Here is a 25,048-nt window from a genome sequence, read left to right as displayed (position 1 = left end):
GACGCCGGCACAGGGCGACCGGCGCAGCGAGGGACTCAGTCGGCGCCGAGCCCGGCCGCCGCGACGGTGGCGCCGGCCTCCAGGAAGCGCTGCGGATCCACCGGCTCGCCGTCGATGCGGGTCTCGTAGTGGAGATGCGCCCCGGTGGAGCGCCCCGTGGAGCCGACGGCGCCGACCGCGTCGCCCGCGGCCACGCGCTGCCCGGGGCGGACCGCGATGCGGGCGAGGTGGCCGAACCGCGTGGTGACGCCGTGGCCGTGGTCGATCTCGACCATGTTGCCGTAGCCGCCCGCGGCCTCGGCGGCGATCACCCGGCCCGGCGCGGTGGCGCGGGCGGGCTCGCCGTACTCCGCCTTCAGGTCCAGCCCGGTATGGAGGGCGAGGCCGCGGGTGAAGGGGTCGAGGCGCGTGCCGAACGGGCTCGACACGGTCGCGCCCCCCCGGATCGGGCGGGCCAGGGGCAGGGTGGCGGCGAGCCGGCGCAGGCGCTCGCCGTCGTCGAGCGTGCGCCGGGCCAGGGCGAGGCCCTCCGCGAAACCGGTGCCGTCCAGGGCGCGGCCGTCGAGGGGCACGAATGGTCCGCCCAGCCCGGCGGCCGGCACGGCCGCGCCGGTGCGGTCGAGATCGAGGCGGTCGGGGTCGAGACCGGTGCGGCCGATCAGGCCGCGCAGCCGCCGCACCGCGTCCCCGGCCCGGGCGGCCAGCCCGGCGAGGCGCTCGCCCTGGGCCGCCTGCAGGCCGTCGAGCCGGGCCTCCAGCCGGATCAGGCCGGTCTCGGCCTCGCGCGCGCCGCGGCGGGGCAGGGGATCGCGGGCGGAGCGCGGCGCCGGAGCCGCACCCTCGGTCGGACGCAGGAAGAGATCGTCGTAGCTCCCACCCGGCGCAGCGCCGGGCCGCCCGGGCAGGGCGCCGGTCGTGGACGGCTCGGGCAGGGCCTGCCGCTCCAGGTCGGCGAGGGCGGCCGTGCGCCGCTCCAGCTCGGCCTGGCGCTCCAGGGCGGCCGCGACCCGGTCGGCCAGCCCCGCCTCGCTCCCCGCCCGGTCGCTCCGGTCGCGGTCGAGGCGGTCCTGAAGCTCGCCGATGCGCGCCTCGTAGGCGTCGCGCAGGGCGGCCTGCCGGGCCACGAACCCAGCGAGCACGTCGTCGTGGAAGACGATCAGGTAGGAGGCCCCGAGCGCCCAGGCCAGCGCCAGGGCGAGGCCGGCGGCGAGCCAGGGGGCCGGCCGGTGCGGCCGGAGACGCGCGGGGAACTTCGGAGGCTGCATCGGGACGGCACCGGAGGAGCCGCCATTCAGACCTCAGTAGGGTTAAGGATCCGTCGCGCGCCGGGCGTCAGGGGGACATCAAGCGGACGTCAGGGCAGCGCGCGCGCGGCCGCCAGGACGGCCTCGGCGTGGCCGGGCACCTTCACCTTCGGCCAGATCCTGGCGACGCGCCCCTCCCGGTCGACCAGCACGGTGGTCCGCTCCACGCCCATGTACTTGCGCCCGTACATGCTCTTCTCGACCCAGACGCCGTAGGCCTCGAGGACAGTCTTGTCCTCGTCGGCGGCGAGCGGGAAGGTCAGCCTGTACTTGCCGCAGAACTTGTCGTGGCTCTTCACCGAGTCCGGCGACAGGCCGACGACCTTGGCGTCCGCCTCCGCGAAGGCCGGCAGCAGACCGTTGAAGTCCTGCGCCTCCAGCGTGCATCCGCTCGTGTCGTCCTTCGGGTAGAAGTAGAGCACGACTTTGTGACCGCGGAGCGCGGACAGTCCGACACGCCCTCCGCCCGAGGCGGGAAGGTCGAAATCGGGGGCGGGATCCCCCTCTGACAGCGGCATCGTGCCTTCCTTTCGGCCGATTGATGATGTGCAACCGATCTCGTGCGTCGGCTCGAGCGATGGCCTCGCGCACGTCCGAGCCAAGCCCGGAGTCGCGGCCGCTGTAAAGCGCGGGCGCGCTTCGATCCACCGGCCGCGGAGCCCGAGGGCGCCGCGCGCAGAGACCCCGGAACAAAGGTCCCGATGGCGGACGAGACAACGCCGGCATGCAGGCCTCGGGGGAAGGCGCGACGCGTCGGCGGCGTCTGCCTCGCGAGCGCCCTCGCGCTGGTGCTGCTCGTCGGCGCCGGTGTCGGCCTCGTGGCCCTGCGCCTGTCGAACGGGCCGCTGCAGATCGACGGCCTGTCGCGCCGCGTCGCCGCCGCCGTGGCCGAGCGGATCGGGCCCGGCTGGAGCATCGGGCTGCGCGGCAGCAGCCTGGAGCTCGACCGCGAGAACGCGCTGAGCCTGCGCTTCTCCGGCCTCGACATCCGCAACCCGCAGGGCGACCTCGTGGTGCGCGCGCCCCTGGCGCTCGTCAGCCTCGACCTCTGGAGTCTCCTGCGGCTGAACCTGCAGCCGCGCTCGATCGAGTTCCGCGCGACGCAGACCACCGCGCTGCTGCACCGGGACGGCTCCATCGCCTTCGCGGCCTCGGAGGCCAACCACCCGGTCGACGTCGCGCCGCACACGCCGCCGAGCGTGGACGGGGTGCGCGGCACCGTCTCGCCGCTCTCGGCCGCGATCGCGTCGATCTTCGGGGTCGTCCTCGACTCGGGCGGCGTGGTCGGCGCCCTCGACCGCGCCCGCGTCACCGACGCGCGGCTGCGGCTGATCGACGAGGACGGCCACGAGCGCGCGGTCTTCGCGCGGGTCAACGGCCTGTTCGGGCGCGATCCGGTCAACGGGACCCGGAACTTCGAATTGCGGCTCGACGGGCCGCACGGCGAGTGGCGCTTCGGCGGCACGCTGCGCGACGGCGCGGACGGGCAGGAGCGCTCGGGCGTCATCACCCTCGACGACCTGCCGGTCACCGATCTCCTGCTGCTCTCCGGCCAGTCCGGCCTGCCGCTGACCACCGACCTGAAGCTCTCGGCCCGCGCCGACGTCAGCCTGACGGCCGGCCGCATCCGGACCATGAACGCCAAGCTCCACACCGGCGACGGCACGTTCCTGATCGAGGAGAAGGACTTCAACCCGGTCACGGTCGAGAGCCTCGACGCCTCCCTGGACTGGGACGAGGCCAACCGGGTGATGTCGCTCACCGGCCTGGACTATCGCGGGGCCGGCAACGCCGTGCACCTCACGGGGACGTGGAAGGGCAGCCCGCCCGACGCGAGCACGGCCTGGACCGCGACGCTGGCGAGCCGCGACGCCACCCTGCGCGGGGCGACCCCGCAGGACGCGCCGGTGAAGATCGACGCCCTCGACGCGCAGCTCTCGGGCCGGGACGGCGGCATCGCCATCGACGCGCTGACCCTGTCGGGTCCCGGCGTGAAGGGCGCGATCACCGGCACGATCGGCACCAGCGCCGACGACGGCGGCCTGACGCTCCATATCGCCGGCCACGACGGCGAGGTCCGCACCGGGCTGCGGCTCTGGCCGGAGCACATCGCGCCGCCGGCCCGCACCTACCTGGTGGACCAGCTCCGCCGCGGCCGGGTCGAGTCCGTCGACATCAAGGTGAAGATGTCCGGCTCGGTCCTGGCCGCCGCGACCCGGGGCGACCCGGCCCCGGACGACGCCGTCCATATCGACTTCCACGTCTCGGACGCGGCCATCGACGTCACCGCCGACGCGCCGCCGGTGACCAAGGGCAACGTCGTCGGCGTGATCACCGGGCGCTCGACCACGGTGCGCAACGTGACCGCCGAGGTCCACGGGCCGGACGGGCGCGGGCTCGCCATCTCGGACGGCGCCTTCGTCATCCCGCAGATCACCCCGGACCGGGTCGTGGCGCAGATCGGGATGCGGCTCTCCGGCGGCGCCGACGGCATGGCCTCCGTGCTCCAGGCCAAGCTGTTCAAGAGCGTGATGAGCGTCGACCTCGACCCCGCCACGATCAAGGGCAGCGCCGATCTGCGGGTCGACTTCCCCCTCGACCTCAAGCACATCCCCGACCTGCCGGACCTGCCGGTGACGCTGACCGGCTCGCTGGCCGACCTCTCGGTCGACAAGGTGATGGGCCGGGACCGGCTCGAGTCGGGCCGGTTCAACCTCGTCTACGATCGGGGCGCCTTCACGCTGAAGGGCGACGGCCGGGTCGCGGGCGCGCCGATGTCGGTCGACCTGCGCCAGCCGAAGGTCGGGCAGCCCGGCGAGGCGGTGGTCACCGTGTCGCTCGACGAGGCGGTCCGCGGCCGCAAGGGCCTGCCGACCGCGCCGCAGCTCACCGGCACCATCCCGGTCCGCGCGGTGGTGCAGATCGGCCGGCCGGGGTCCGGCAAGCCGCCGATCCGGGTCGAGGCGGACCTGGCGAAGGCCGGGATCGATGGGCTGATCCCGGGGCTGACCAAGCCCCCGGGCAAGCCGGGCCGGCTCACCTTCACCCTCGTCGACAGCGGCCAGACCTTCGACCTGCGCGACTTCGCCCTCGACGCGGCCCCGGCGAGCGCCCGCGGCACCGTCTCGATCACCCAGGAGGGCGGCCTGGAGCGGGCGGACCTGAGCAGCGTCAAGCTCTCCCCCGGCGACGACCTGCGCGTGAGCCTCGACCGGACCGGCGGCGGCTACAAGGTCGTGGTCCGGGGCGCGGTGGCCGATGCCCGGCCGTTCCTGAAATCGCTGGGCGCCCCCGACCCGAAGGGCGGCCGGGAGGCGCGGGACGCGAATCCGAAGGATATCGACGCCGACATCCAGGTGCCCATCGTCACCGGCTTCAACGAGGAGGCGCTGACCGGCGCCAACCTGAAGCTATCCCTGCACGGGAAGACCCTGCGCGCCGCCAACATCACCGGGCGCTTCCGCGCCGCCCCCTTCGCCGCCACGGTGACCCGCGGCGAGCGCGGCGTGCCGACCCTGTCGGTGGAATCGGCCGATGCCGGCGCGACGCTGCGGTTCGTCGACGTGTACCGGCGGATGTATGGCGGCCGGCTCACGGCCGGGATCGGCCTCAACGACGGCCCGCAATCCGGCGTCGTGCAGATCCGCGACTTCATCCTGCGCAACGAGCCCGCGCTGTCGAGCATCATGGCGCAGGGCCCGGAGCCGTCCGAGGCGGAGACAGCCCGCGGCCGCCGGGTCGCCCCGGGCCGGGGGGCGGGCGACGTCACCTTCGACCGCATGCGCGCCAATTTCGTGCGCACCGGCACCCGCGTCGACTTCACCGACGCGGCGATCTCGAATGCCGCCATGGGCTTCACCCTGTCGGGCTGGCTCGATACCGGCCGCGAGCGCACCGACATGACCGGCACCTTCGTGCCGCTCTACGGCCTGAACAACGTGGCCTCGCAGCTGCCGCTGCTCGGGCCGCTGCTGGGCGGCGGCCACAACGAGGGCCTGTTCGCGGTCAATTTCCGCGTCTCCGGCAAGCTCGCCTCGCCCGACGTGAGCGTGAACCCGCTCTCGGCGATCGCCCCGGGCTTCCTGCGCAAGCTGTTCAGCGCCGGCGGCGGCCCCTTCGCGGACGGGATGCCGGGCGTGCCGCAGCAATAGGGCGGGCAGCCCGGAAGAGCCGCCCGCCCCTGTCTCACGCGCGGATGAAATCCGCGACCACGGCCGGAGCCGCGGTGTCGAAGCCGACCACGTCGAGCATGCCGGGATCCTCCGGGTCGGCGATGCTGAAGCCGTTGGAGACCAGCCCCACGACCACCAGCTTCGCCGGGATCCCGGTCTTCTCCCGGTACGCCCGCAGCGCCTGGACCGGGTGGACCGGCCCCGCCCAGGTCTCCGAGTCCGTGTAGACCACGAACGCGTCGGCCTTCACGCCCCGCTCCAGCGCCCAGCGCATCGGCAGGGCGCAGTCGGTGGCGCCGAACGGCAGGTCGGCGGTCGCCCGCACCGCCTGATCGAGCCGCGTCGACGGCCCGATCGGCAGCGGCGTCAGCGCGGCTCCCTCGCGCCAGGCCCGGCCGCCCTCGGCGGTGAAGCCGAGCACCTGCCAGTGCTCCTCGGTCGCCGCGGTGACCAGGGCCATCGCGGCGGCCGCCTCCCGGGCCGTGAGCGTCGAGCCCGCGACCGTGCTGGCGCCCATCGAGCCCGAGACGTCCAGCGCCAGCACGAGGCGCCGGCCCGTGGGCTCGACCGCGCCGAACGCCGTGTAGAACGCGGCGTTCAGCGCCTCGACGATCGCCGCCACCGGCTCCCAGGCGAGCTTGCCCCGCTGACCGTGCCCGGAGGCGTAGGTCTTGAGGGCCAGCAGCAGCGCCATCGGGTGCAGGCGCGCCCGGAGGATCCGCTCCCGGTCCGACAGGACCGCCCGGACGTGCTCGGTGCCCTCCGAGAAGGGCGCGAGCACCCCCGCGGCCGTCAGGCGGCCGAGCTGGCGCACGAGGGCGCCGACCGGCATCCGCTCGATCAGGGCCTCGCTCACGGCGCGGCTGCCCATCAGCCCGGTCGGCAGCGCCTCCCAGGGCAGGCCGTGGGAGCGCACCAGGGCGGCGGCCACCGCCCCGTCGAGGCCCTCCGCCTGCACCCGCGCGAAGGCGTGGACGATCCCGGGGGCGGCCTCGGTCACGGTGCCGCGGCAGATCCAGTCGAACAGCGCCTTCCGGGCGGGCTCCCCCGTCTCCGGATGGGCCAGCCGCAGGAGGTCGCGGTGCGACCAGCCCTGGCGGGTCCGGTACTTCACCGCCTGGAAGGCCAGGGCCTCCACGGGCTTGGCGCAGTACCAGTCACCGACCGCCCGGCGCAGGCCCCGGCCCCAGCCGCGCATCGCCTCGACGGAGGCGGCGAACTGGAACAGGTGCGTGCCGGTGCGGCAGACCCGCGGCAGGGCCGCGAGCGCCGCGCGCCGGGTCGCGAGGTCCGCCGACGCGGCGGCCAGCGCCAGGGCGAAGATCGCCGGATCCTGCTTCGGAGCCCGGCCACCCTCGCTCACCGCCACGATGGCGGCGACCGCGCGGGCGCCGTCCTGCGCGATGCACCGCTGCACCGCCGCCGCGTTCTCGGCGGTCAGGGCGCGCGGGCTCGCGTAGTACGAGCCGCCCTCGGAGCCGAGCACCAGGAAGCGGTCGAGCCGCGCCCAGTCGCCGACCGCGAAGGCGTGGCCTCCGGCGGCGTTCGGCACCGTGCCGGGGATCGGCTCCGTCTGCGGGGTGGCGCGGAGCCGGAACATCTGTGCGAGCTTCGTCATGGCGGGCTCCTCTCGGTCTCTCCTCTCTCCATCGCGGCCGATCGCCGGCCGGTGGCGCGTTCCGGCGCGCGCGATCGGGCGGGGACGCGGCCGCGGCGCGTCGTCCACCGCCGCTCGCGCGCGGCCGGTATCTCGTGTGGTCGGTGGCGGGGTTCCGTCCGGCCGGGCGCGGGCGTGGCGGCGACGAGGGGCTTGTCCGATGCTCTGCTTGAGCTACGGGCCTGACGGCCCGGCGGGACTCGCACCCGCACCCCTCGGATCCCGATAACCTTCGTCTTCCGGCCCGCGTCCGGGCGATGCGGGCGTGGGGTGAGGAACGGTGTCCGGGCGCTCTATCCGGGCTGAGCTATGGGCCTCGCGGCCCGGCGGGATTCGAACCCGCGACCTCCCTTCCGTGAAGATAACCGTTCCTCTCCGGCCCGCATCGTCGGCCGGAATCCACGCACGGTCGGCGCCCCGGTCGTCTCGCGGGCCCTGCGGTCGTGGTGTCGGGGACGGGCATGAGCTCCGGCGACCTCGCGGCCCCCGGCGGGGATCGAACCCGCAACCTCCGCGGGACAAGCCCGCGGCGCTCTACCGATGATAACCGTCCCCTGCCGGCCCGCAGGGTCCTCGAGACGCGCTCAGCCTCTCGGGCCGAGAGCCCCGCGATACGACCGTAACGGTCGCATCAGCCCGGGACGGGCGAACGCCGCGACGCCGATGCCGTCGTGCTGTTTCATGCCAGGCTCCGTCCGAACGGGGCTGCGGGTGACGCGGGCGTGTCGATGAGGCTCGGGGGGATCCGTGACAGGGATAACCGAGCGTCTCCGGCCCGCGCCGGTGAACTGCGATTGGCTGCCAGTAGCGACTGACGCGAAGGGAACCGGACTCTTCCGCCGCGGCGCGCAGGCCGCGGATACCCGGAGAGTGCGGTCACTTCAGATCACCGGCCCGGCAGGCCGATGGCGGGGTGGATACGGTCGCGCTCGGCCTGCGTCAACCGGAAACTTGAAAATTCTTTCAGTTCGGGCGATCTCGGGGCCATGATCACTGCCGCCCAGATCCGCGCCGGCCGCGGACTTCTCAAGTGGACGCAGGGGGTTCTCGCGAGCCGCGCCGCGGTCTCCGTCGTCACCCTGAACATGATCGAGAGCGAGCAGGTCCAGCCCCGCATCCGGACCCTCGCGGCGATCCGCGCGGTCCTCGAGGGGGCGGGCATCCGCTTCGTCGGCGACCCGCAGGAGGGCTACGGGGCGATCCTGCGCCCCGCCCCCGCGACCGGGTCCGGGGACGCACCGGCACAGAAAAGCCCGGCGCGGCGGACCGCACCGGGCTGAAGCCGAACCGGCCTGCGCGGGTGCGCTATTTCTCGACGAAGGCCTTCTCGATGACGTAATGGGCGGCCTCGCCGTGGTTGCCCTCCTCGTAGCCGCGCGACGTCAGGAGCTCGCGGGTGTCGCGGATCATGTCGGGGCTGCCGCAGAGCATGAAGCGGTCGTTCTCGATCGACATCGGCGGCAGGCCGATATCCTCGAACAGCTTGCCCGAGACCATCAGGTCGGTGATCCGGCCGCGGTTGCGGAACGGCTCGCGGGTCACGGTCGGGTAGTAGACCAGCTGGCTCGAGATCATCTCGCCCAGGAACTCGTGGCGCGGCAGCGTCTCGGTGATGGTCTCGCCGTAGGCGAGCTCCTGCACCTGCCGGCAGCCGTGGACCAGCACGACCTTCTCGAACCGGTCGTAGGCCTCGGGATCCTTGATGATCGACAGGAACGGCGCCAGGCCGGTGCCGGTGCCCAGCAGGTACAGGTTCCGGCCCGGCAGCAGGTTGTCGAGCACCAGCGTGCCGGTGGGCTTCTTGCCGACGATGATCGGGTCGCCGACCTTCAGGTGCTGCAGCTTCGAGGTCAGCGGGCCATCCTGGACCTTGATCGAGAAGAACTCGAGCTCCTCCTCGTAGTTGGCCGACACCACCGAGTAGGCGCGCAGCAGCGGCCGGCCCTCGACCTCCAGGCCGATCATGGTGAACTCGCCGTTGCGGAACCGGAACGCCGGATCCCGCGTGGTGCGGAACGAGAACAGGTTGTCGGTCCAGTGGTGGACCGACAGAACGCGCTCCTCGTAGAACTTGCTCATCGACGGATCAGCCCTCGAATCCTCTGACGCTCGGCTCACGGTCCCGACGATTCGGGGCCCGTGGTGCGGGGGATCCCCGCCGCCCCGCTCGGGCGGGGGTGGATCCTCGGCAGGAAATCCGCCCGGATCCGGATGCGAACACGCGCGCGCTGCTTCTTTCGCAGTTGCAGCACGCCCGTCAAGGCGTGCCGGGATCACACTGGCGAAAGAAGTGAACGGCCTGGAATCGTTCGAATATTTAGCGTCTTCGCGGACGCTCCGCAGCGCCGCTCCGGACATGGGAGGGTTGCCGCAGGCCGGGCCCCGCGCGGCGTTCTCAGACGGGGGCGGCGGGCCGGAGCGGCGTCAGCCCGGCCTCGATCTCGGCCCGGCGCGGCTCCAGGAACGGCGGCAGGGCCAGGCGCGCGCCCAGGGTCTCCAGGGGCTCGTCCGCGGTGAAACCCGGCCCGTCGGTGGCGATCTCGAACAGGATGCCGTTGGGCTCGCGGAAGTAGAGGCTGCGGAAGTAGTAGCGGTCCACCGGCCCGCTGCTCGGCACCCGCGCCGCCCGGAGCCTGTCGGCCCAGACCTCGTGATCCCCGTCCGGGATGCGGAAGGCGACGTGGTGGACCGCGCCCGCGCCCTGGCGGGCTGGCGCGGACCGGTCGGCCAGGAGCTGGAGCTCCGCGGCCGGTCCGCCGGGTCCCATCGCGTAGACCTCCACCGGGCCGTCCCCCGTCTCGAAGGCGCGGTCCCGGCGCATGCCGAGCACCTCGGTCAGCACGGCGGCGGTGCGGGCCGGGTCCGGAACCGAGAGCCGGATCGGGCCGAGGCCGCGGATCTGGTAGGCGGCCGGCACCGGCGATCCGTCCCAGGGATGCTCCGGCCCGGTCCCGCCATCGTCCACCAGGGCGAGGCGCTGGCCCTCCGGATCCTCGAAGTCGAGGGTGAGGCGCCCGTCGCGCGCGACGGGCTCGGCCTCGACGAGGCCGGCCTCGCGCAGGCGCGCGTGCCACCACGCGACCGCGCCCTCGCCCGGGACGCGCAGATGCGTGCGGGTGATGCTGCCGGAGCCTCGCCGCTCCCGGGGCGCCGGCCAGTCGAAGAAGGTGATGTCGGTCCCGGGGCTCGCCAGCCCGTCGGCGTAGAACAGGTGGTAGGCCGAGACGTCGTCCTGGTTCACCGTCTTCTTCACGAGCCGCAGGCCGAGCGTGCCCGTGTAGAAGGCGACGTTCTCCGCCGCGCGGGCGGTCACCGCGGTGAGGTGGTGGATGCCGGTGAGCTGCATGTCGGTCCTGGGGGCTGCGGCCGATCTGGCTAAGGTGGGGATCGGGGGTGGCGTTGCGAGGGCAGGGTCCTGATGGACGGAGCCGACGCCATTCTGCCGCCGCTGCATCCCGGCGCGGCCCTGCGGGACGATCTTCTGATTCTCTCGGGATCGTCTGCCGCATCGATCGCGGATCGCGCGCGCGCCACGTTCCGGGCACCCTCTCGAGCGGATTGCCGCCAGGCAGATCGGGATATCCGCCGATACGGCCCTGCGCCTCGGCCGCCCTTTCGGAACGAGCGCGGAGTTCTGGCTCGGACTGCAACACCGGTCCGAGCTGGAGACCCTGAGCACGGCCATCGGTTGAGGCCGCCCGCGCCGTCATCACGAGCGCAGCGAAGTGACCCAGGATCAGCGCGCCCACCGGAAGCGTCGCGCCGACTGGATTGCTTCGCTCCGCTCGCAAAGACGGCCGCGCCGGAGGCAGCACCGGAAAACGGTGTCAGAGCCGCTACTTCGACAGAACGGCCTCGACCTCGGCCTCCGTCGCAAGATCTCCGCGCGCCTGTTCCGCCCGCGCCTCGATCAGATCGGCCACGTCGTCCGGCGTCAGTTCGATCACCCCCATCTCAGGCGACAGGGCGCGGGCGCCCTCAGAGTCCGACGGGCCGGCCGGCGGCGACCACCAGCATCCTCCCGTCCGCGAAGGTGCGGGCGGCGGCGCGGCGGATATCCGCCTGGGTCACGGCCGACACCATCGCGTTGCGCCGGGCGATGTAGTCCATGCCCAGCTCCTCGAAGGCGATCTGCACCAGCTGGTGGGCGATCTTGGTCGAGGTGTCGAAGCCGAGCGCGTAGGAGCCGGTCAGGTAATCCTTCGCCTTCTGGAGCTCGTCGTCGTCCGGGCCGTCCGTGATCAGCCGGCCGATCTCGTCGCCGATCACCGACAGGGCCTCGCCGACGCGCTCGTTCTTGGTGGCGGTGTAGCCCCAGGTCATCGCGGCCGACCGGTGGCTGACCAGCGAGGTCCCGACCGAGTAGGCCAGCCCGCGCTTCTCGCGCACCTCCTGGAACAGGCGCGACGTGAAGGCGCCGCCGCCGAGGATGTGGTTCAGCACGTAGGCCGGGATGAAGTCCGGGTCGCGCCACGGCACGCCCGCCATGCCGAAGCGGATCACCGACTGGGGCACGTCGAGGTCGACGACGACGCGCTTGCCGAGTTCGTGCACCTCGGTGCGCGGCACCGCCTTCAGTTCGCCGGCCTCCGGCAGGGCCCCGAAGGCGCGGTTCAGGCCCTCGGCGAGCTGCTCGGCGCCGATGGCGCCGACCGCCGCCACCTTCACCCGGCCCCGGCCGATGATGCGCGCATGCATGGCCAGCAGGTCGTCCCGGGTGATCGCCGTCACGCTCTCCACGGTGCCGGAGGACGGGCGCGCGTAGGGATGGCCGGCGAACGCCTCCTTGAAGAAGCGGCGGGAGGCGAGAACACCGGGATCGTTCTGCTGGTAGCGCAGGCCGGCGATGATCTGTCCGCGGACGCGCTCGATCGCGTCGGGGTCGAGGCGGGGCTTGGCGAGCGCCAGGGCGAGGAGCGCGATGCCCTCGTCGGCGTGCTTGACCAGCATCTTCAGCGAGCCGCCGACCGCGTCGGCCCCCGCGTGGAACGACAGCTCGATCGCCCGGGCGGCCAGGCGCTCCTGGAACAGGTCGGAGGTCAGGTCGCCGGCGCCCTCGTCGAGGAGCCGCGCCAGCATCTGCGCGCAGCCGGCCTTGCCGGCCGGGTCCTGGGCGGCGCCGCCCTCGAAGGTGAAGGCCAGGGCGATCATCGGCACCACCGGGGACTCGACGTGCCACGCCTCGATGCCGGGGGCGGTCGTCACTGGCAGCGCCGTGGTGGGCGAGCTGACGGTTTGGGCGGTGGTCTCGACCAGAGTCTCGGCCAAGCTCATGGGAACCTCGTGTCTCTTTCTCGGGCGACGGCGGAGCGGGCCAGGGCTCCCGTTCGGCAGAACGCCCCGCCCGGACCCGTAACGGACCTGGCGGGACGCACCCGGGGTTACTCGGCGGCCATCGCGACCGGGGCGTCGGGATCCTGCGCCTTGGTCAGGTAGCCGGTGACCGAGCGGGCCGGCGTCAGCCAGCGCTCGGCCGCGCCCTTGAGGCGCTCCTGCGTCACCGCCTCGATGTCGGTCGGCCAGCGGCGGACCTCCTCGATGGTCTCGCCGATCGCCAGCGCCGAGCCGTAGATCCGGGCCAGCGACGACTGGCTGTCCGAGGAGTAGACGGTCTCGGCCACGAGGCGGGTCTTGGCGCGCTCGATCGCCTCGGCGTCGAGGGCCTCCGCGGGCGCGCGGCGCAGCACCCTGTCGACGGCCTCCTCCAGCTTCTCCAGCGGCACGCCCTCGGCGGGCACCGCGTAGACGGAGAAGCGGGTGTCGTCGATCGCCGAGCCCATGTACCAGGCGCCGGCATTCACCGCGAGGCCGGTCTCCATGACCAGCTTGCGGTAGAGGTACGAGGTCGAGCCGCCGCCCAGAACCTCGGCCAGCAGCTCGAGATCGTGGCAGCCGCCGTCGCGGGCGGTGATGCAGGACGGGGTCAGGTAGAGCCGCTGCAGGGTTGGCTGCTCGACCTTCGGGTCGGCGACGGCGACGCGGCGCAGGGCCTTCGGCTCCGGCTCCCGCGCCCGCAGGCGCTCGGGCCGGGCCCCCTGGGGCGCGACGCGGCCGTAGGTGGTCTCGGCGAGCCGCCGGACCTCGTCGGGGGTCACGTCGCCGGCCACCACCAGGATGGCGTTCTCGGGGGTGTAGAAGCGCTTGTAGTAGGCCAGCGCGTGCTCGCGGTTCAGGCCCTCGATCTCGTGCATCCAGCCGATGATCGGGATGCCGTAGGGATGGTGCACGAACAGGCCGGCGGCCATCGCCTCGGAGAGCTGGGCGGAGGGGTCGGTCTCGACCCGCATGCGCCGCTCCTCCAGCACGACGTCGCGCTCGGGGGCGACGACGGCGTCGTCGAGGACGAGGCCGCTCATGCGGTCCGCCTCGAACGCCATCATGGTGCCGAGGTGGTCCCGGGCGACCCGCTGGAAGTAGGCGGTGTAGTCGTAGCTGGTGAAGGCGTTCTCCTGGCCGCCCAGGCCCGACACCGCCTTCGAGAAGGCCCCGACCGGGTGCTTCTCGGTGCCCTTGAACATCAGGTGCTCGAGGAAGTGGGCGATGCCCGACTGGCCGAGCGGATCATCGGCCGAGCCGTTGCGGTACCAGATCATGTGGGTGGCGACGGGGGCCCGGTGATCGGGGACGACCACCACGTCGAGGCCGTTGTCGAGGGTGAAGGCCGTCACTTCCGGTCCGCCCGCCTCGGAACGCCCGAACGGCGCGGCCTCGCCCCGGCCGGCGCTGCCGCCGTAGGGCGAGCCCGGACGCAGCGGGAAGAGGGTGGGCGTCGCCTTCCTGAACAGGTGCATTCCGCTTTCCTTCTGCCGGCCCCGGATCGAGGCGTCCCGCGTCGGGACGCGCACGAGGATCGGGGCCGTCCTGGTCACCGGGGCGCAAGAACCGCACCGGGACGATCATCTCATGTTGCCACGCCGCCGCGCCGTTGCAACGGCGACACGGCGCCCCCGTCACTGCTGCGCGCGCTGACGGAGATACGCGCGGGGATCCGACTCCTCGCGCTCGCGGCTGGCGTTGTTGATCGGGTCGCTCGACGGCGGCCGGGCCAGCTGCTTGGGCGACTGCCGGTACCCGGTGGGCGGATCCGTGAGCGTGTCGCGGCTCGGCTCGATGTCGGAGGGCTCGGCGTTGGCGCTCTTGCCCTTCAGGAGATCGAAGGGGCTGAGCAGGCTGTCGTCGCGGTTGTTGTCGCCGGGCTTGCGCTCGGCGGTGGTCGTCAGGCCCGCCCCGGCGCGGCGGCCGCCGCGCATCTCCTCCACGGAGAGCGTGGCGTTGTTGTCGTCGTAGCGGCCCTGGGCCTGGGAGCCCTTGGGATTGCGGCGCTCCACGGCGGCGCGCTCGCGCTCGACGATCTCGGGATCCTTCGGCCAGGCGGTGCTGGTGGAGCGTGCCCGCGGCTGGGGCAGGGCCTTGCCGTCGATCTTCGGCGGCATCACCAGCGGCGGCCGCTCGTGATAGTCGATCGGATCCTGGCGCTTCTCCAGGAGGCCGATGCCCGACAGGGCGTCGCGCATGAACTCGCCGCGCTCCTGCGCGTGCGCGGAACCGACGACGCAGAGCGGAGCCAGGGCCACCGCGGCGGAGAGGAGGGGACGAAGCCTGCGATGCCCGGTCATGCTGCCTCACGGGTTCCGGACGGGGCGTCCGGCTCTGGGATGGCCGCGGCGCGGCCCGATCCGACGGGTCCCGGCCTGAGGCCGGTTTCCGGCGATCGTATGGCGCCTTGACCGCGTCGCGCCAGGAGGGGGATGCGGCCGTACCTGTGTGTTGCAGGGATCACAGGCGCGGCGCCGGGTCGCCCTGCGGCGGGGACGCCCGGCCCCTGCGGCCGTCCGGGAACAGGCTGTCGAGGATCAGGCCGATCACGCCGGCCACGATCGCCGCGTCGGCGACGTTGAACACGTACCAGGACCAGCCGCCGGCATGCAGGTGGACGAAGTCGAAGACGGCGCCGTAGGCGGCGCGGTCGATGGCGTTGCCGAGCGCGCCGCCGACGATCAGCCCGAGGGCGATTCCGAGGAGCCGCGACGTGGCCCGGCGCATCCAGATCCCGAGGCCGATCGCGGCGGCGAGCGACAGGGCCACGAGGAGCCAGCGGCCGAGGCCGCCCTCCTGCTGGAACAGCCCGTAGGAGACGCCCCGGTTCCAGACCACCACGAAGTCGGCGAAGGGCGCCAGCCGCCAGGGCTGCGTCAGCACGAGGTCGGTGCCGAAATAGAGCCCGAGCTTGGTGGCCTGATCGAGGATCAGGGTGAGGACGAGGGCCAGGAGGCCGGCGCGGAAGGGCGTCACGGGCGACGCGCCCGGCCCGGGCCGGCGCCCCCCTCTCCCCGCGGGCGGGGAGAGGGGGTGGCGCCGCCGACGACGTGGAACGCCCTCACGCCGCGCTCGCCTCCGGATGCGCCGCGTCCCACTCGCGCAGGGCCTGGGCGTCGCGGGGCGTCACGTCCGGGTAGTCCGGGTCGCTGCCCACCTCCGGGCTGACCCGCCAGGAGCGGGCGCATTTGCGCCCCTCGGCCGGGCTCGGCACCACCGCCACGCCGCGCACCTCGTCGAGCCGGAAGGCCTCGGCCGGGCCCTCGCCCGCCGTCACGGTGATGGCGGAGGTGATGCAGGTATCGGCGAAGTCGCAGCCCTCGAGCGCCGCGAGCAGCTCCGGATCCGCCACGTAGACCGTCGGCGCCGCCTCCAGGCTCGCCCCGATGCGCTTGGCCGCGCGCTCGATCTCCAGGGCGCCGGTGACCACCCGCCGGACCCGCCGGATCCTGTGCCAGCGCTCCGCGAGGGGGGCGTCGAGCCAGTCGGCCGGAGTCTCCGGCAGGGTCTGGAGATGCACCGAGCCGTCCTCGGACGGGTAGCGGTCGAGCCACGCCTCCTCGGCCGTGAAGGCCAGCACCGGGGCGAGCCAGATCGTCACCCGGCGGAAGGCCTCGTCGATCACCTGCAGCGCCGCCCGGCGGCGGACAGAGGACACGGGATCGCAGTACAGGGCGTCCTTGCGGACGTCGAAGTAGAAGGACGACAGGTCGCCGGTCATGAAGCCGTTGAGCAGCGCCACCACCCGCTTGGTGTCGAACGCCGCGTAGGCCTCGCGGATCTCGCCGTCGAGCTCGGCGAGCCGGTGCAGGATCAGCCGCTCCAGCTCCGGCATGTCCGCGTACGCCACGTCGTCGCCCGGCACGCGGTGCGCCAGGGAGCCGAGCATCCAGCGCAGGGAATTCCTGAGCTTCCGATAGGTCTCCGCGAAGGTCTTGATGATCTCCGGCCCGATGCGCAGGTCGTCGGTGTAGTCGGAGGCGGCGACCCACAGGCGCAGGATGTCGGCGCCCGAATCCTTGATGACGCTCTGCGGCGCGACGACGTTGCCCTTCGACTTCGACATCTTCAGGCCCTTGCCGTCGAGCACGAAGCCGTGGGTCAGGACGATGTCGTAGGGCGCCCGGCCGCGGGTGCCGGCGGATTCGAGCAGCGAGGACTGGAACCAGCCGCGGTGCTGGTCGGAGCCCTCCAGGTACATGACCCGGTCCTGGCCGCCGTCGCGGACGCGCTTCACCCCGGCCAGCCCCGGGAAGGCCTCCGGATCGTCGAGCACGAAGGCGTGGGTCGATCCGGAATCGAACCAGACGTCGAGGACGTCGGTGACCTTCTCGTAGGACGCCGGGTCGTGGTCGGGCGCCAGGAAGCGCTGCGCGGCGTCGTCCCGGAACCACGCGTCGGCGCCCTCGGCCGCGAAGGCGTCGCGGATGCGGGCGTTGACGGCGTCGTCCTTCAGGATCTCGGCGGTGTCGCGGTGGACGAAGACGGTGATCGGCACGCCCCAGGCGCGCTGGCGCGAGACCACCCAGTCCGGCCGGTTGGCGACCATGCCGGTGATGCGGTTCTTCCCTTGCGTCGGCACCCACTGGGTGTCGTCGATGCCTTGGAGCGCCACCTCGCGGAGCGTCCGGTTGCCGAGCGAGTCCACCGGCCGGTCCATGGCGATGAACCATTGCGGCGTGTTGCGGAAGATCACCGGCTTCTTGGAGCGCCAGGAATGCGGGTACTGGTGGCGCAGCACCCCGCGGGCGATCAGCGCCCCGGCCTCCGTCAGCGCGGCGATGACCGCCTTGTTGGCGTCGCCCTTCTCGCCCTTGGCGGTGAGCACGCGGGTGCCGGTGAAGCCCGGGGCGGCCTCCGTCAGCACGCTGTCGGCGTCGACCGTGTACGGAATGGTCGCGTCGATGCCGCGCTCGCGCAGCAGCCGGCCGCTCGCCATCCAGAGCTCGAAATCCTCGCGGCCGTGGCTCGGCGCCGTGTGGACGAAGCCGGTGCCGGACTCGTCGGTGACGTGGTCGCCGTCGAGCATCGGCACGGCGAAGGCGTAGCCGAGCTTGGCCAGGGGATGGGCCAGGGTGAGGCCGGCAAGCTGCGCCGGGCTGACATTCGCCACGCGCTCGACCGCCTCGACCCGGGCGGCCTTGAACACGGTCGCGGCCAAGCTGTCGGCGAGCACGTAGGTCTGGCCGGGGGTCGCCCAGTTGTCGGCCGGCGCCTCCGTGACCCGGTACAGGCCGTAGGCGATCTTCTTCGAGAACGCGACGGCGCGGTTGCCGGGGATCGTCCAGGGGGTGGTCGTCCAGATCACCATCCGGGCCGCCGCGAGGTCGCCCTCGGCGCCGGAGCGGATCGGGAAGGCGACGAACACCGTGTCGCTGACGTGCTCCTCGTACTCGACCTCCGCCTCGGCCAGCGCGGTCTTCTCGACCACCGACCACATCACCGGCTTGGAGCCGCGATAGAGCTGGCCGCTCATCGAGAACTTCATCAGCTCGTCGGCGATGACGGCCTCGGCCGGGAACGCCATGGTGGCGTAGGGATGGTCCCAGTCGCCGGTGACGCCCAGCCGCTTGAACTCCTCGCGCTGCACGTCGAGCCACTGGGCCGCGAAGGTCCGGCATTCCTGCCGGAACTCGATCACCGGCACGTCGTCCTTGTTGCGGCCCTTGGCGCGGTACTGCTCCTCGATCTTCCACTCGATCGGCAGGCCATGGCAGTCCCAGCCCGGGACGTAGTTGGCGTCGAAGCCGAGGGCGGTCTGCGAGCGGACCACCACGTCCTTGAGGATCTTGTTGAGCGCCGTGCCGATGTGGATGTTGCCGTTGGCGTAGGGCGGGCCGTCGTGGAGCACGAATTTCGGCCGGTTCCGCCCACGGGCGCGCAGCGTCCCGTAGAGGTCCATCCGCTTCCAGCGCTCGATGAAGAGCGGTTCGCGCACCGGCAGGCCGGCGCGCATCGGGAACTCGGTCTGCGGCAGGAACAGGGTCTTGGAATAGTCGCGGGCGGGCGCGGTCTCGGGGGCGGTCATCGGATCTCGCATCGGCGGTCGGGCCGGCAGCGTCGGGCCGGCGGAATCGGGTCGGGCGGCAGGAGGATCCCGGACCTCCGCGCGGCCGCGCTAGAGCGGGCCCTCAGGCGGAGGCCGGGCCGGTAATTCGGATCGGGCGGCCGGGGCCGCGCAGGGCGCGCGAAGCGTGCATGACGCGTTCTCTACCAGCCGCCCCGGCCCGAGGCCAGCGGCAGCGCGGATCGCGCGCCCGTGACCGCGGATGGGACCAATCGGCGTCTGAACCGTTGACCGACACACCCTCCGCCCGCCGCGGCGGCGCGGAGCCGACCCAGACCGACATCCGGGAGTATCCCCATGAAGAAGCTTCTGATCGCGACCCTCGCCCTCGCGCCGCTGGCCTACGCGGGCGCCGCGGAGGCCCAGGGCACGGCGCGCGGCGCCCAGCGCGGCGTCGAGGACGGCTCGGCCGCGGCCGGCCCGGTGGGCGGCGTCGTCGGCGGCGCGGTCGGCGCGGCGACCGGCACGGTCGGCGGCGTGCTCGGCACCGATCCGGACCCGGCCCGCCGGGCCCGCGAGAACCGCCGCGAGGAGCGGATGGAGCGCCAGGAGCGCCTCGGCCGCTGACAGGTTCCGGCCGGTCGCCTCAGGCGGCCGGCCGCGCCTCCCGGCGGATCGTCTCCTGCGCCAGGAGATACAACCCTGAGCCGACCACGATCATGGCGCCCGCCACCGTCCAGCGGCTCGGGACGTCGCCGAACAGCAGGAAGCCCAGCGTCACCGACCACAGCAGCTGCGTGTAGATGAACGGCGCCAGCACGTTGGCCGGGGCCCGGGCATGGGCCATCACCAGCAGCCAGTGGCCCAGCGTCCCGAACAGCGCGACCCCGAACAGCAGCGCCCAGTGGGTCAGGCTCGCCGGGCTCGTCCAGATCCACGGCAGCAGCGGGGCCATCAGCGCGAGGCCCGCGAGGCCGGTGTAGAACATGGTCGTGGCGGTCGAGTCGTAGGCGGCGAGCTTGCGCGTGATGATCGCGTAGAAGGCGTAGACCACGACGTTGGCGACGCAGAGCAGCGCGGCCGGATGCATCCCGCCGACACCGGGCCGCACGATCACCAGCACGCCCAGGAAACCGACGCCGATCGCCGCCAGCCGCGCCCGCGACGACCACTCGCCGAGCAGCGGCCCGGCGAGCAGCGCCACGGTGAGCGGCGCGGCAAACTGGATCGAGATCGTCTCGGCGAGCTGCAGGTAGCGCAGGGCCAGGAAGTTGAGGGCCGTGGAGGCGAAGAGCAGCAGGGAGCGCGCGATCTGCAGCGGCAGGCGCCGGCTCTTGACGACGCCCGGCGTGCGCACCGGGTTGATGAACAGCGAGATCATGGCGACGCTGGCCGCGTAGCGCATGAAGGTGGTGACCAGGGGGTCGACGCCGGCCCGCGCCAGGGTCTTGCCGCAGGCGTCGAGGCTCGCGAAGAAGGCGACCGCCCCGCACATCAGGGCGATGCCGACGATCCGCCGGCGGCCGGCGAGGTCGGCCTCCGGATCGGCGCGCGTCGCGGCGATGTCGTCGGGGACGGAGGTCGCGACCTGCGTGCTCATGCCTGACCAATCTCGGTAGAGGCCGAAATCCCTGCCACGCCCGGCACCGCGCCGGTATCCGCCGGCGCGCAGGGGAACCATGCAGCCGGCACGGTCGCCCGCGCCGGCGGGAGCTCAGCGCTTCGCCGCGACCTTCTCGGCGACGGGCGCCTTCTCGGCGGAGGCCGTCTTGGTCGCGGTCTTGGCGAGCTTCGGCTTGGGCGGCGTCGTGCCGGCGATCAGGGCGGCCAGGTGCGACTGGTCGAGCCCCGCGGCGGCGCGCGCGGCCGGGGCCGGCGCCGCCGCGGCGACCGGCGCGGGCGCCAGCGCGGCGGCCCGCTCGACCCGGCGCGGCTCGATGGAGCCGGTCGCGGCCGGCTCGGCGAGGCTCGCCGTCGCGACGGCGGGCGCGGCGGACTCGCGCTGGACCCGGAGGGTCCAGTGCGCGGCGGTGGAGAGCGCGGCGATGCCGAGGATCGCCTTGATGCCGCTGGTGAGCAGGGCTCGCATGGTCGTCAGGCCCGAGAGAACGCGGTTACGCGGAACCGGATCCCCGGCCCTGACGCATCATCGCGCGGGAGCGTGAACGAAGCCGCAACGGCCCCGGGTGCCCCTGTCCCGGAACGGGGCAGAGCCCCGCGCCCGCGACAGGTCTCGCGGGCGGAATCGGGCGGGAAATCATGTGGGCCATGCGCCGGACCCGCGGTTCCTGTTCCCCGCGCTCCCGACACTCCTGCAGCGACTCGGCCCACTGAGCCTCACAGGAACGGCCCAGAGAACTGGTCCGGACCGTCCCGTCACTGCCGACCCCGCCGCCATGCAGGCCCGAGCGGGCTCGCGAAACCTTCAGGCGCATCGGCCGCTGGGGACAGCCCGTGTAGATGGTGACAGCCGAGCCGGCAACAGAGGCGGGGCCGTTTCCGGGACCCCGCGGCGATCAGTGCTCCGCCGCGGCCGCGGCGAAGCGCATCAGCGCGGCGATCTCGCCCGCGCTGTCCTCCGCGGCGAGGCGCCGGTAGAGCGCGGCGTAGCCGGAGAAGACCTGCCGCCCGGCCGCGTCGGGCCCGAGGAACCCGGCGATCTCCTCCATCTCGGGCGCCCAGCGATAGGCCTTCGGTGCCATGTCGGGCAGGCCCCTGGCGAACCGGGCGAGGAGCGCCGGCTCGTTCTCGGCGAGTTCGGCCAGCAGCGCTTCCCCGGCGCCGGCGCGCTCGGCGGCGCCGATCACGAGCGCGGCGAGAGCCGTCAGGCCCTTGTTGAGGCCGGCATAGCTCATCTTGAGGCTGGAGGCGGCGCCGACCGCGCCGGGACAAACGCGCAGGTCGAGGCCGAGGTCGCGCAGGACCAGGGCCGAGGCCGTGTCCGGACCCGAGACGTAGACGCGCGGTCCCGCGCTGCCGGGCTTCGGCGGCAGGCCGAGGATCGCGCCGTCGAGGAACGGCGCGCCGGTGGCCGCGACGATCCCGGCGATGCGCCCGACCGTCTCCGGGCCGACGGCGTTGGCGTCGATGTAGACCGGCTTTCTCGGCGATGCCGCCAGGGCGGGCGCGAGCCGGCGGGCCAGCGCCTCCGCGTCGGCGGGCGGCACGATGGAGAGCAGGAGATCGGCGGCGGCGAGATCGCCGTCCCCGGCATGCGCCATGCCGGCGGCCTCGGCCCGGGCGCGGCTCGCCGCCCCGCGCCCGTCCAGGGAGGTCAGCACCCGGGCGCCGTGCCCGGCGAGCCGGGCCCCGACGGCGCTGCCCATGGCGCCCGGGGCGATCACCGCGATCGTGGGCACGGGACCCTCCGGGACCTCGGGGCCGCTACCGCAGCGAGCCGCAGAAGCGCTGGATGCGCCGGCAGGCCTCCTCCAGCACCGCGTTCGACGTCGCGTAGGAGATGCGCAGGTTCGGGCCGAGCCCGAAGGCCGAACCGTGGACCGCCGCCACGCCCTCGGCCTGGAGCAGCTCCATGACGAAGTCCTCGTCGGTCTCGATGGTCTTGCCGGCCTCGGTCCTCTTGCCGATCAGCGCCGCGCAGGACGGGTAGACGTAGAACGCGCCCTCGGGCGTCGGGCAGGTCAGCCCGTTGGTCTGGTTGAGCATCGACACGACGAGGTCGCGCCGGCCCTGGAAGGCGGCCCGGAACGTGGCGAGGTGGTCCTGCGGCCCGTCGAGGGCGGCGACCGCGGCCCATTGCGCGATCGTGCTGGCGCCGGAGGTCTGCTGGCCCTGGACGAAGTCCATCGCCTTGATGAGCGCCTCCGGCCCGGCCGCGTAGCCGATGCGCCAGCCGGTCATGGCGTAGCCCTTCGAGACGCCGTTCATGGTCAGCGTCCGCTCGATAAGCTGCGGCTCGACCTGGGCCGGCGTGACGAACTCGAAATCGCCGTAGGTCAGGTGCTCGTAGATGTCGTCGGTGAGGATGTGCACGTCCGGGTAGCGGAGCAGCACGTCGGTGAGCGCCTTCATCTCGGCGCGGGAATAGGCGGCGCCCGACGGGTTCGACGGCGAGTTGAGGACGATCCACTTGGTCTTCGGGGTCAGCACCCGGTCGAGCTCCTCGGCCTGGAGCTTGAAGCCGTTGGCCATGTCGGTGTCGGCGAAGACCGGCGTGCCGCCGCACAGCCCGACCATCTCCGGGTAGGACACCCAGTAGGGGCGGGGGATCACCACCTCGTCGCCGGGGTTCAGCGTGGCGAGGAAGGCGTTGTACAGCACCTGCTTGCCGCCGGTGCCCACGATGGTCTGCGAGACCTTGTAGTCCAGCCCGTTCTCGCGCTTGAACTTGCGCACGATCGCCTCGCGCAGGGGCACGATGCCGGAGACCGGCGGGTAGCGGGTCTCGTTCCGGTGGATCGCCGCGATGGCGGCCTGCTTGATGTGCTCGGGCGTGTCGAAGTCGGGCTCGCCCACCGACAGGCTGATGACGTCGACGCCGGAGGCCTTCAGGTCCCGGGCCTTCTGGGTCATCACGATGGTCGCGGACGGCTTCACCCGCGAGAGGACGTCGGCGAGGAGAGCCATGGCGTGCGGTGCTCCGGATCGTGTGGGCGAAGAATGCCCGGACGCCGCCCATATCGCGGCGCGGCGGACCCTAGGCCCGGGACGCTGAGCCGGCAAGGCGGTGCGCGGCACGCAGCAGCCGCCCGCGCCCGGCGCGCGGCGCAGGGCTCTCCTGCGCGGCCGCTCTCGCTTTGCGGGAGCGTCGTTACCAGATCCTGCCCATGACTCCGCTCTCTGTCCTCGACCTCTCCTTCGTCGGCGCCGACTCGACCCCGGCGCGGGCGCTGCACGACACGCTGGCGCTCGCCCGCCACGTCGACGGCCTCGGCTACCGGCGCTACTGGCTCGCCGAGCACCACGCCCTGCCCAACGTGGCGAGCCCGGCGCCCGAGATCATGATCGGCCAGATCGCCGCCGCGACCCGCAACCTCCGGGTCGGCTCGGGCGGCATCATGCTGCCGAACCACGCGCCGCTGATGGTCGCCGAGCGCTTCCGGGTCCTGGAGGCCCTGTTCCCGGGCCGGATCGACCTGGGCCTCGGGCGCGCGCCCGGCACGGACGGCCTCACCGCGCGGGCGCTGCGCCGCCGGGAGGCGCCGGGGGAGGGCGGCGGCCACGGGGGCGGGGACGACTTCCTCGACCGCCTGCAGGAGCTGCTGTTCTGGGACGGCGGCTTCCCGGAGGGGCACCCGTTCGCGCGGATCGAGGCGAGCCCCGCGGGCGTGCCGCTGCCGCCGATCTTCCTGCTCGGCTCCTCCGACTACAGCGCCCGCCTCGCGGGCGAGATCGGCTGCGGCTTCGGCTTCGCGCAGCACTTCTCCGGGATGCCCGCGGAGCCGCCGATGGTGGACTACCGGAACCGGTTCCGGCCGACGCGGCTCGGCGCGAAGCCCCACGCGATCCTGGCGGTGGCGGCGGTCTGCGCCGCCACGGACGCGGAGGCCGAGCGGCTGGCGTCCAGCGCGCGGCTCGCGACGCTGCGGCGCGAGCGCGGCGAGTACCGGCCGCTGCCGAGCCTCGCCGAGGCGCTGGCCTACCCGTATTCCGACGGCGAGCAGATGCAGATCGAGCGCGGCCGCGACCGCCTGCACGTGGGCGGCCCCGAGACCCTGCGGGCCCGGCTCGCCGACATGGTCGCGCGCACGCAGGCCGACGAGCTGATGATCGTCTCGGCGATCCCCGACCAGGCGGCGCGGCACGAATCCTACGCGCTGCTGGCGCGGGCCTGGGGGCTCGGCGCCGCCTCACAGGCGGCCTGAGCCGTCACCCGGCACCTGCCGCGCCTCCTGGCGGCAGCGGCGCCGGCCGTGCAGGCTCCTCCTCGGTTCACGCCCGCGACCGGACGGGCCGACCGGAGGAGAGGCAGCATGGGCAACCGACGCGAATTCCTGACCGCCACGGGGGCACGATCGCGCTGCCGACCCAGGCGGCGCGGGAATTCGACTACGAGACCGAGCTGGTGATGATGTTCGGCCGCGAATGCCGCAACGTGTCCGAGGCGGACGCCCTCGATTATGTCGCCGGCTACTGCACGGGCAACGATTTCAGCGCCCGGGATCTCCAGACGCTGACCTCGCAATTCATGATCGGCAAGACCTCGGACGGATTCGCGCCGCTCGGCCCCTACCTGGTGACGGCCGACCGGGTGAAGGACCCGAACAATCTCAAACTGAAGACGCTGGTCAACGGCCAGGTGCGCCAGGACTGGAGCACCGACGACATGATCTTCAACTGCCGCCAGCTCATCAGCTTCGCGTCGAAGGTGATGACGATCCGGCCGGGGGACATCTTCTACACCGGCACCCCGCAGGGCGTGATCTTCGGCGAGAAGATCCCGCGCGAGGACCGCGCGTGGCTGAAGCCCGGCGACGAGGTCGTGTCGGAGCTGGAAGGGCTCGGGGCGCTGCGCTTCAGGCTGGTCTGATCCGCCGTCCGATCGAAGCGACCCGCACCGTCTTCACGAGCGCAGCGCAGTGACCCGGGGCAGCGCGACGGCGGGAGTCGTCGCGCCGGCTGGATTGCTTCG

General features: G+C 73.1%; 19 protein-coding genes and 2 tRNA genes. 5 read left to right on the top strand and 16 right to left on the bottom strand.

The window, feature by feature from the left end:
• Window positions 1–35 precede the first annotated feature (35 nt).
• Both LOK46_RS09515 and LOK46_RS09510 read right to left on the bottom strand, forming a co-directional pair.
• Window positions 36–1,265 carry a M23 family metallopeptidase gene (locus LOK46_RS09515; protein ID WP_273563543.1) on the bottom strand — a complete coding sequence of 410 codons (1,230 nt, stop codon included), beginning with the start codon at window positions 1,263–1,265 and terminating at the stop codon, window positions 36–38.
• 89 nt (window positions 1,266–1,354) lie between these two features.
• The gene (locus LOK46_RS09510) at window positions 1,355–1,822 is read right to left on the bottom strand and encodes a peroxiredoxin (protein WP_273563542.1); all 468 of its coding nucleotides are present in this window, start codon (window positions 1,820–1,822) and stop codon (window positions 1,355–1,357) included.
• Between the two features lie 183 nt (window positions 1,823–2,005).
• Between LOK46_RS09510 and LOK46_RS09505 the strand changes: the two genes are divergently transcribed.
• Complete coding sequence (locus LOK46_RS09505; RefSeq protein WP_273563541.1) at window positions 2,006–5,455, top strand: DUF3971 domain-containing protein; 3,450 nt, start codon at window positions 2,006–2,008, stop codon at window positions 5,453–5,455.
• A gap of 34 nt (window positions 5,456–5,489) precedes the next feature.
• Here LOK46_RS09505 and LOK46_RS09500 read toward each other — a convergent pair whose 3' ends face one another.
• The 3 genes from LOK46_RS09500 to LOK46_RS09490 all read right to left on the bottom strand — a co-directional run bounded on the left by LOK46_RS09500 (window position 5,490) and on the right by LOK46_RS09490 (window position 7,517).
• Window positions 5,490–7,094: a TROVE domain-containing protein gene (locus LOK46_RS09500; protein WP_273563540.1), complete on the bottom strand. Its 1,605-nt coding sequence runs from the start codon at window positions 7,092–7,094 to the stop codon at window positions 5,490–5,492.
• 224 nt (window positions 7,095–7,318) lie between these two features.
• Window positions 7,319–7,450, bottom strand: a tRNA-OTHER gene (locus LOK46_RS09495).
• Window positions 7,451–7,517, bottom strand: a tRNA-Ser gene (locus LOK46_RS09490).
• Window positions 7,518–8,119: 602 nt separating this feature from the next.
• Between LOK46_RS09490 and LOK46_RS09485 the strand changes: the two genes are divergently transcribed.
• Window positions 8,120–8,413: a helix-turn-helix domain-containing protein gene (locus tag LOK46_RS09485; RefSeq protein WP_273563539.1), complete on the top strand. Its 294-nt coding sequence runs from the start codon at window positions 8,120–8,122 to the stop codon at window positions 8,411–8,413.
• Window positions 8,414–8,438: 25 nt separating this feature from the next.
• Here LOK46_RS09485 and LOK46_RS09480 read toward each other — a convergent pair whose 3' ends face one another.
• The 7 genes from LOK46_RS09480 to ileS form a co-directional block, all read right to left on the bottom strand.
• Window positions 8,439–9,212 carry a ferredoxin--NADP reductase gene (locus tag LOK46_RS09480; protein ID WP_273563538.1) on the bottom strand — a complete coding sequence of 258 codons (774 nt, stop codon included), beginning with the start codon at window positions 9,210–9,212 and terminating at the stop codon, window positions 8,439–8,441.
• A 316-nt stretch (window positions 9,213–9,528) separates the two neighbouring features.
• A complete protein-coding gene (locus tag LOK46_RS09475; protein WP_273563537.1) occupies window positions 9,529–10,479 on the bottom strand; it encodes a ring-cleaving dioxygenase in 951 nt (316 codons plus the stop codon).
• Between the two features lie 632 nt (window positions 10,480–11,111).
• Complete coding sequence (locus LOK46_RS09470) at window positions 11,112–12,407, bottom strand: M16 family metallopeptidase (RefSeq protein WP_273563536.1); 1,296 nt, start codon at window positions 12,405–12,407, stop codon at window positions 11,112–11,114.
• Window positions 12,408–12,514: 107 nt separating this feature from the next.
• Window positions 12,515–13,924 (bottom strand): M16 family metallopeptidase, encoded by a 1,410-nt coding sequence (locus LOK46_RS09465; protein WP_273563535.1) that lies wholly within the window; start codon window positions 13,922–13,924, stop codon window positions 12,515–12,517.
• Window positions 13,925–14,083: 159 nt separating this feature from the next.
• A complete protein-coding gene (locus LOK46_RS09460; RefSeq protein WP_273563534.1) occupies window positions 14,084–14,749 on the bottom strand; it encodes a hypothetical protein in 666 nt (221 codons plus the stop codon).
• 160 nt (window positions 14,750–14,909) lie between these two features.
• Window positions 14,910–15,425, bottom strand: a complete 516-nt coding sequence (lspA, locus tag LOK46_RS09455) for a signal peptidase II (RefSeq protein ID WP_273563533.1) — start codon at window positions 15,423–15,425, stop codon at window positions 14,910–14,912.
• An 85-nt stretch (window positions 15,426–15,510) separates the two neighbouring features.
• Complete coding sequence (ileS, locus tag LOK46_RS09450) at window positions 15,511–18,477, bottom strand: isoleucine--tRNA ligase (protein ID WP_273563532.1); 2,967 nt, start codon at window positions 18,475–18,477, stop codon at window positions 15,511–15,513.
• Window positions 18,478–18,813: 336 nt separating this feature from the next.
• Between ileS and LOK46_RS09445 the strand changes: the two genes are divergently transcribed.
• Window positions 18,814–19,083, top strand: a complete 270-nt coding sequence (locus tag LOK46_RS09445) for a hypothetical protein (protein WP_273563531.1) — start codon at window positions 18,814–18,816, stop codon at window positions 19,081–19,083.
• 19 nt (window positions 19,084–19,102) lie between these two features.
• On the opposite strand, the gene LOK46_RS09440 is transcribed toward LOK46_RS09445, so the two are convergent.
• The 4 genes from LOK46_RS09440 to LOK46_RS09425 all read right to left on the bottom strand — a co-directional run bounded on the left by LOK46_RS09440 (window position 19,103) and on the right by LOK46_RS09425 (window position 23,043).
• Window positions 19,103–20,056, bottom strand: coding sequence for a DMT family transporter (locus tag LOK46_RS09440; protein WP_273563530.1), 954 nt, complete (start codon window positions 20,054–20,056; stop codon window positions 19,103–19,105).
• Window positions 20,057–20,170: 114 nt separating this feature from the next.
• Window positions 20,171–20,545 carry a hypothetical protein gene (locus LOK46_RS09435; RefSeq protein ID WP_273563529.1) on the bottom strand — a complete coding sequence of 125 codons (375 nt, stop codon included), beginning with the start codon at window positions 20,543–20,545 and terminating at the stop codon, window positions 20,171–20,173.
• 427 nt (window positions 20,546–20,972) lie between these two features.
• A complete protein-coding gene (locus LOK46_RS09430; RefSeq protein ID WP_273563528.1) occupies window positions 20,973–21,815 on the bottom strand; it encodes an NAD(P)-dependent oxidoreductase in 843 nt (280 codons plus the stop codon).
• 25 nt (window positions 21,816–21,840) lie between these two features.
• Window positions 21,841–23,043, bottom strand: coding sequence for a pyridoxal phosphate-dependent aminotransferase (locus LOK46_RS09425; RefSeq protein ID WP_273563527.1), 1,203 nt, complete (start codon window positions 23,041–23,043; stop codon window positions 21,841–21,843).
• 200 nt (window positions 23,044–23,243) lie between these two features.
• Here LOK46_RS09425 and LOK46_RS09420 point away from each other — a divergent pair, with 200 nt between their 5' ends.
• Both LOK46_RS09420 and LOK46_RS09415 read left to right on the top strand, forming a co-directional pair.
• Window positions 23,244–24,281: an LLM class flavin-dependent oxidoreductase gene (locus LOK46_RS09420; protein WP_273563526.1), complete on the top strand. Its 1,038-nt coding sequence runs from the start codon at window positions 23,244–23,246 to the stop codon at window positions 24,279–24,281.
• Window positions 24,224–24,946, top strand: a complete 723-nt coding sequence (locus LOK46_RS09415; RefSeq protein WP_273564571.1) for a fumarylacetoacetate hydrolase family protein — start codon at window positions 24,224–24,226, stop codon at window positions 24,944–24,946. The genes LOK46_RS09420 and LOK46_RS09415 overlap by 58 nt, the downstream gene beginning before the upstream one ends.
• Window positions 24,947–25,048 lie beyond the last annotated feature (102 nt).

It is taken from the genome of Methylobacterium sp. NMS14P, from assembly GCF_028583545.1.
Lineage (GTDB): Bacteria > Pseudomonadota > Alphaproteobacteria > Rhizobiales > Beijerinckiaceae > Methylobacterium.
The sequence above is the reverse complement of the archived record's forward strand: the minus strand, read 5'-3'. Positions and strand labels throughout refer to the sequence as shown.

What these genes read in the sequence shown, in the direction of transcription:
- LOK46_RS09515 (WP_273563543.1), bottom strand. Translation starts at nt 1,265, where the DNA reads ATGCAGCCTCCGAAGTTCCCCGCGCGTCTCCGGCCGCACCGGCCGGCC.
- LOK46_RS09510 (WP_273563542.1), bottom strand. Translation starts at nt 1,822, where the DNA reads ATGCCGCTGTCAGAGGGGGATCCCGCCCCCGATTTCGACCTTCCCGCC.
- LOK46_RS09505 (WP_273563541.1), top strand. Translation starts at nt 2,006, where the DNA reads ATGGCGGACGAGACAACGCCGGCATGCAGGCCTCGGGGGAAGGCGCGA.
- LOK46_RS09500 (WP_273563540.1), bottom strand. Translation starts at nt 7,094, where the DNA reads ATGACGAAGCTCGCACAGATGTTCCGGCTCCGCGCCACCCCGCAGACG.
- LOK46_RS09485 (WP_273563539.1), top strand. Translation starts at nt 8,120, where the DNA reads ATGATCACTGCCGCCCAGATCCGCGCCGGCCGCGGACTTCTCAAGTGG.
- LOK46_RS09480 (WP_273563538.1), bottom strand. Translation starts at nt 9,212, where the DNA reads ATGAGCAAGTTCTACGAGGAGCGCGTTCTGTCGGTCCACCACTGGACC.
- LOK46_RS09475 (WP_273563537.1), bottom strand. Translation starts at nt 10,479, where the DNA reads ATGCAGCTCACCGGCATCCACCACCTCACCGCGGTGACCGCCCGCGCG.
- LOK46_RS09470 (WP_273563536.1), bottom strand. Translation starts at nt 12,407, where the DNA reads ATGAGCTTGGCCGAGACTCTGGTCGAGACCACCGCCCAAACCGTCAGC.
- LOK46_RS09465 (WP_273563535.1), bottom strand. Translation starts at nt 13,924, where the DNA reads ATGCACCTGTTCAGGAAGGCGACGCCCACCCTCTTCCCGCTGCGTCCG.
- LOK46_RS09460 (WP_273563534.1), bottom strand. Translation starts at nt 14,749, where the DNA reads ATGACCGGGCATCGCAGGCTTCGTCCCCTCCTCTCCGCCGCGGTGGCC.
- ileS (WP_273563532.1), bottom strand. Translation starts at nt 18,477, where the DNA reads ATGACCGCCCCCGAGACCGCGCCCGCCCGCGACTATTCCAAGACCCTG.
- LOK46_RS09445 (WP_273563531.1), top strand. Translation starts at nt 18,814, where the DNA reads ATGAAGAAGCTTCTGATCGCGACCCTCGCCCTCGCGCCGCTGGCCTAC.
- LOK46_RS09440 (WP_273563530.1), bottom strand. Translation starts at nt 20,056, where the DNA reads ATGAGCACGCAGGTCGCGACCTCCGTCCCCGACGACATCGCCGCGACG.
- LOK46_RS09435 (WP_273563529.1), bottom strand. Translation starts at nt 20,545, where the DNA reads ATGCGAGCCCTGCTCACCAGCGGCATCAAGGCGATCCTCGGCATCGCC.
- LOK46_RS09425 (WP_273563527.1), bottom strand. Translation starts at nt 23,043, where the DNA reads ATGGCTCTCCTCGCCGACGTCCTCTCGCGGGTGAAGCCGTCCGCGACC.
- LOK46_RS09420 (WP_273563526.1), top strand. Translation starts at nt 23,244, where the DNA reads ATGACTCCGCTCTCTGTCCTCGACCTCTCCTTCGTCGGCGCCGACTCG.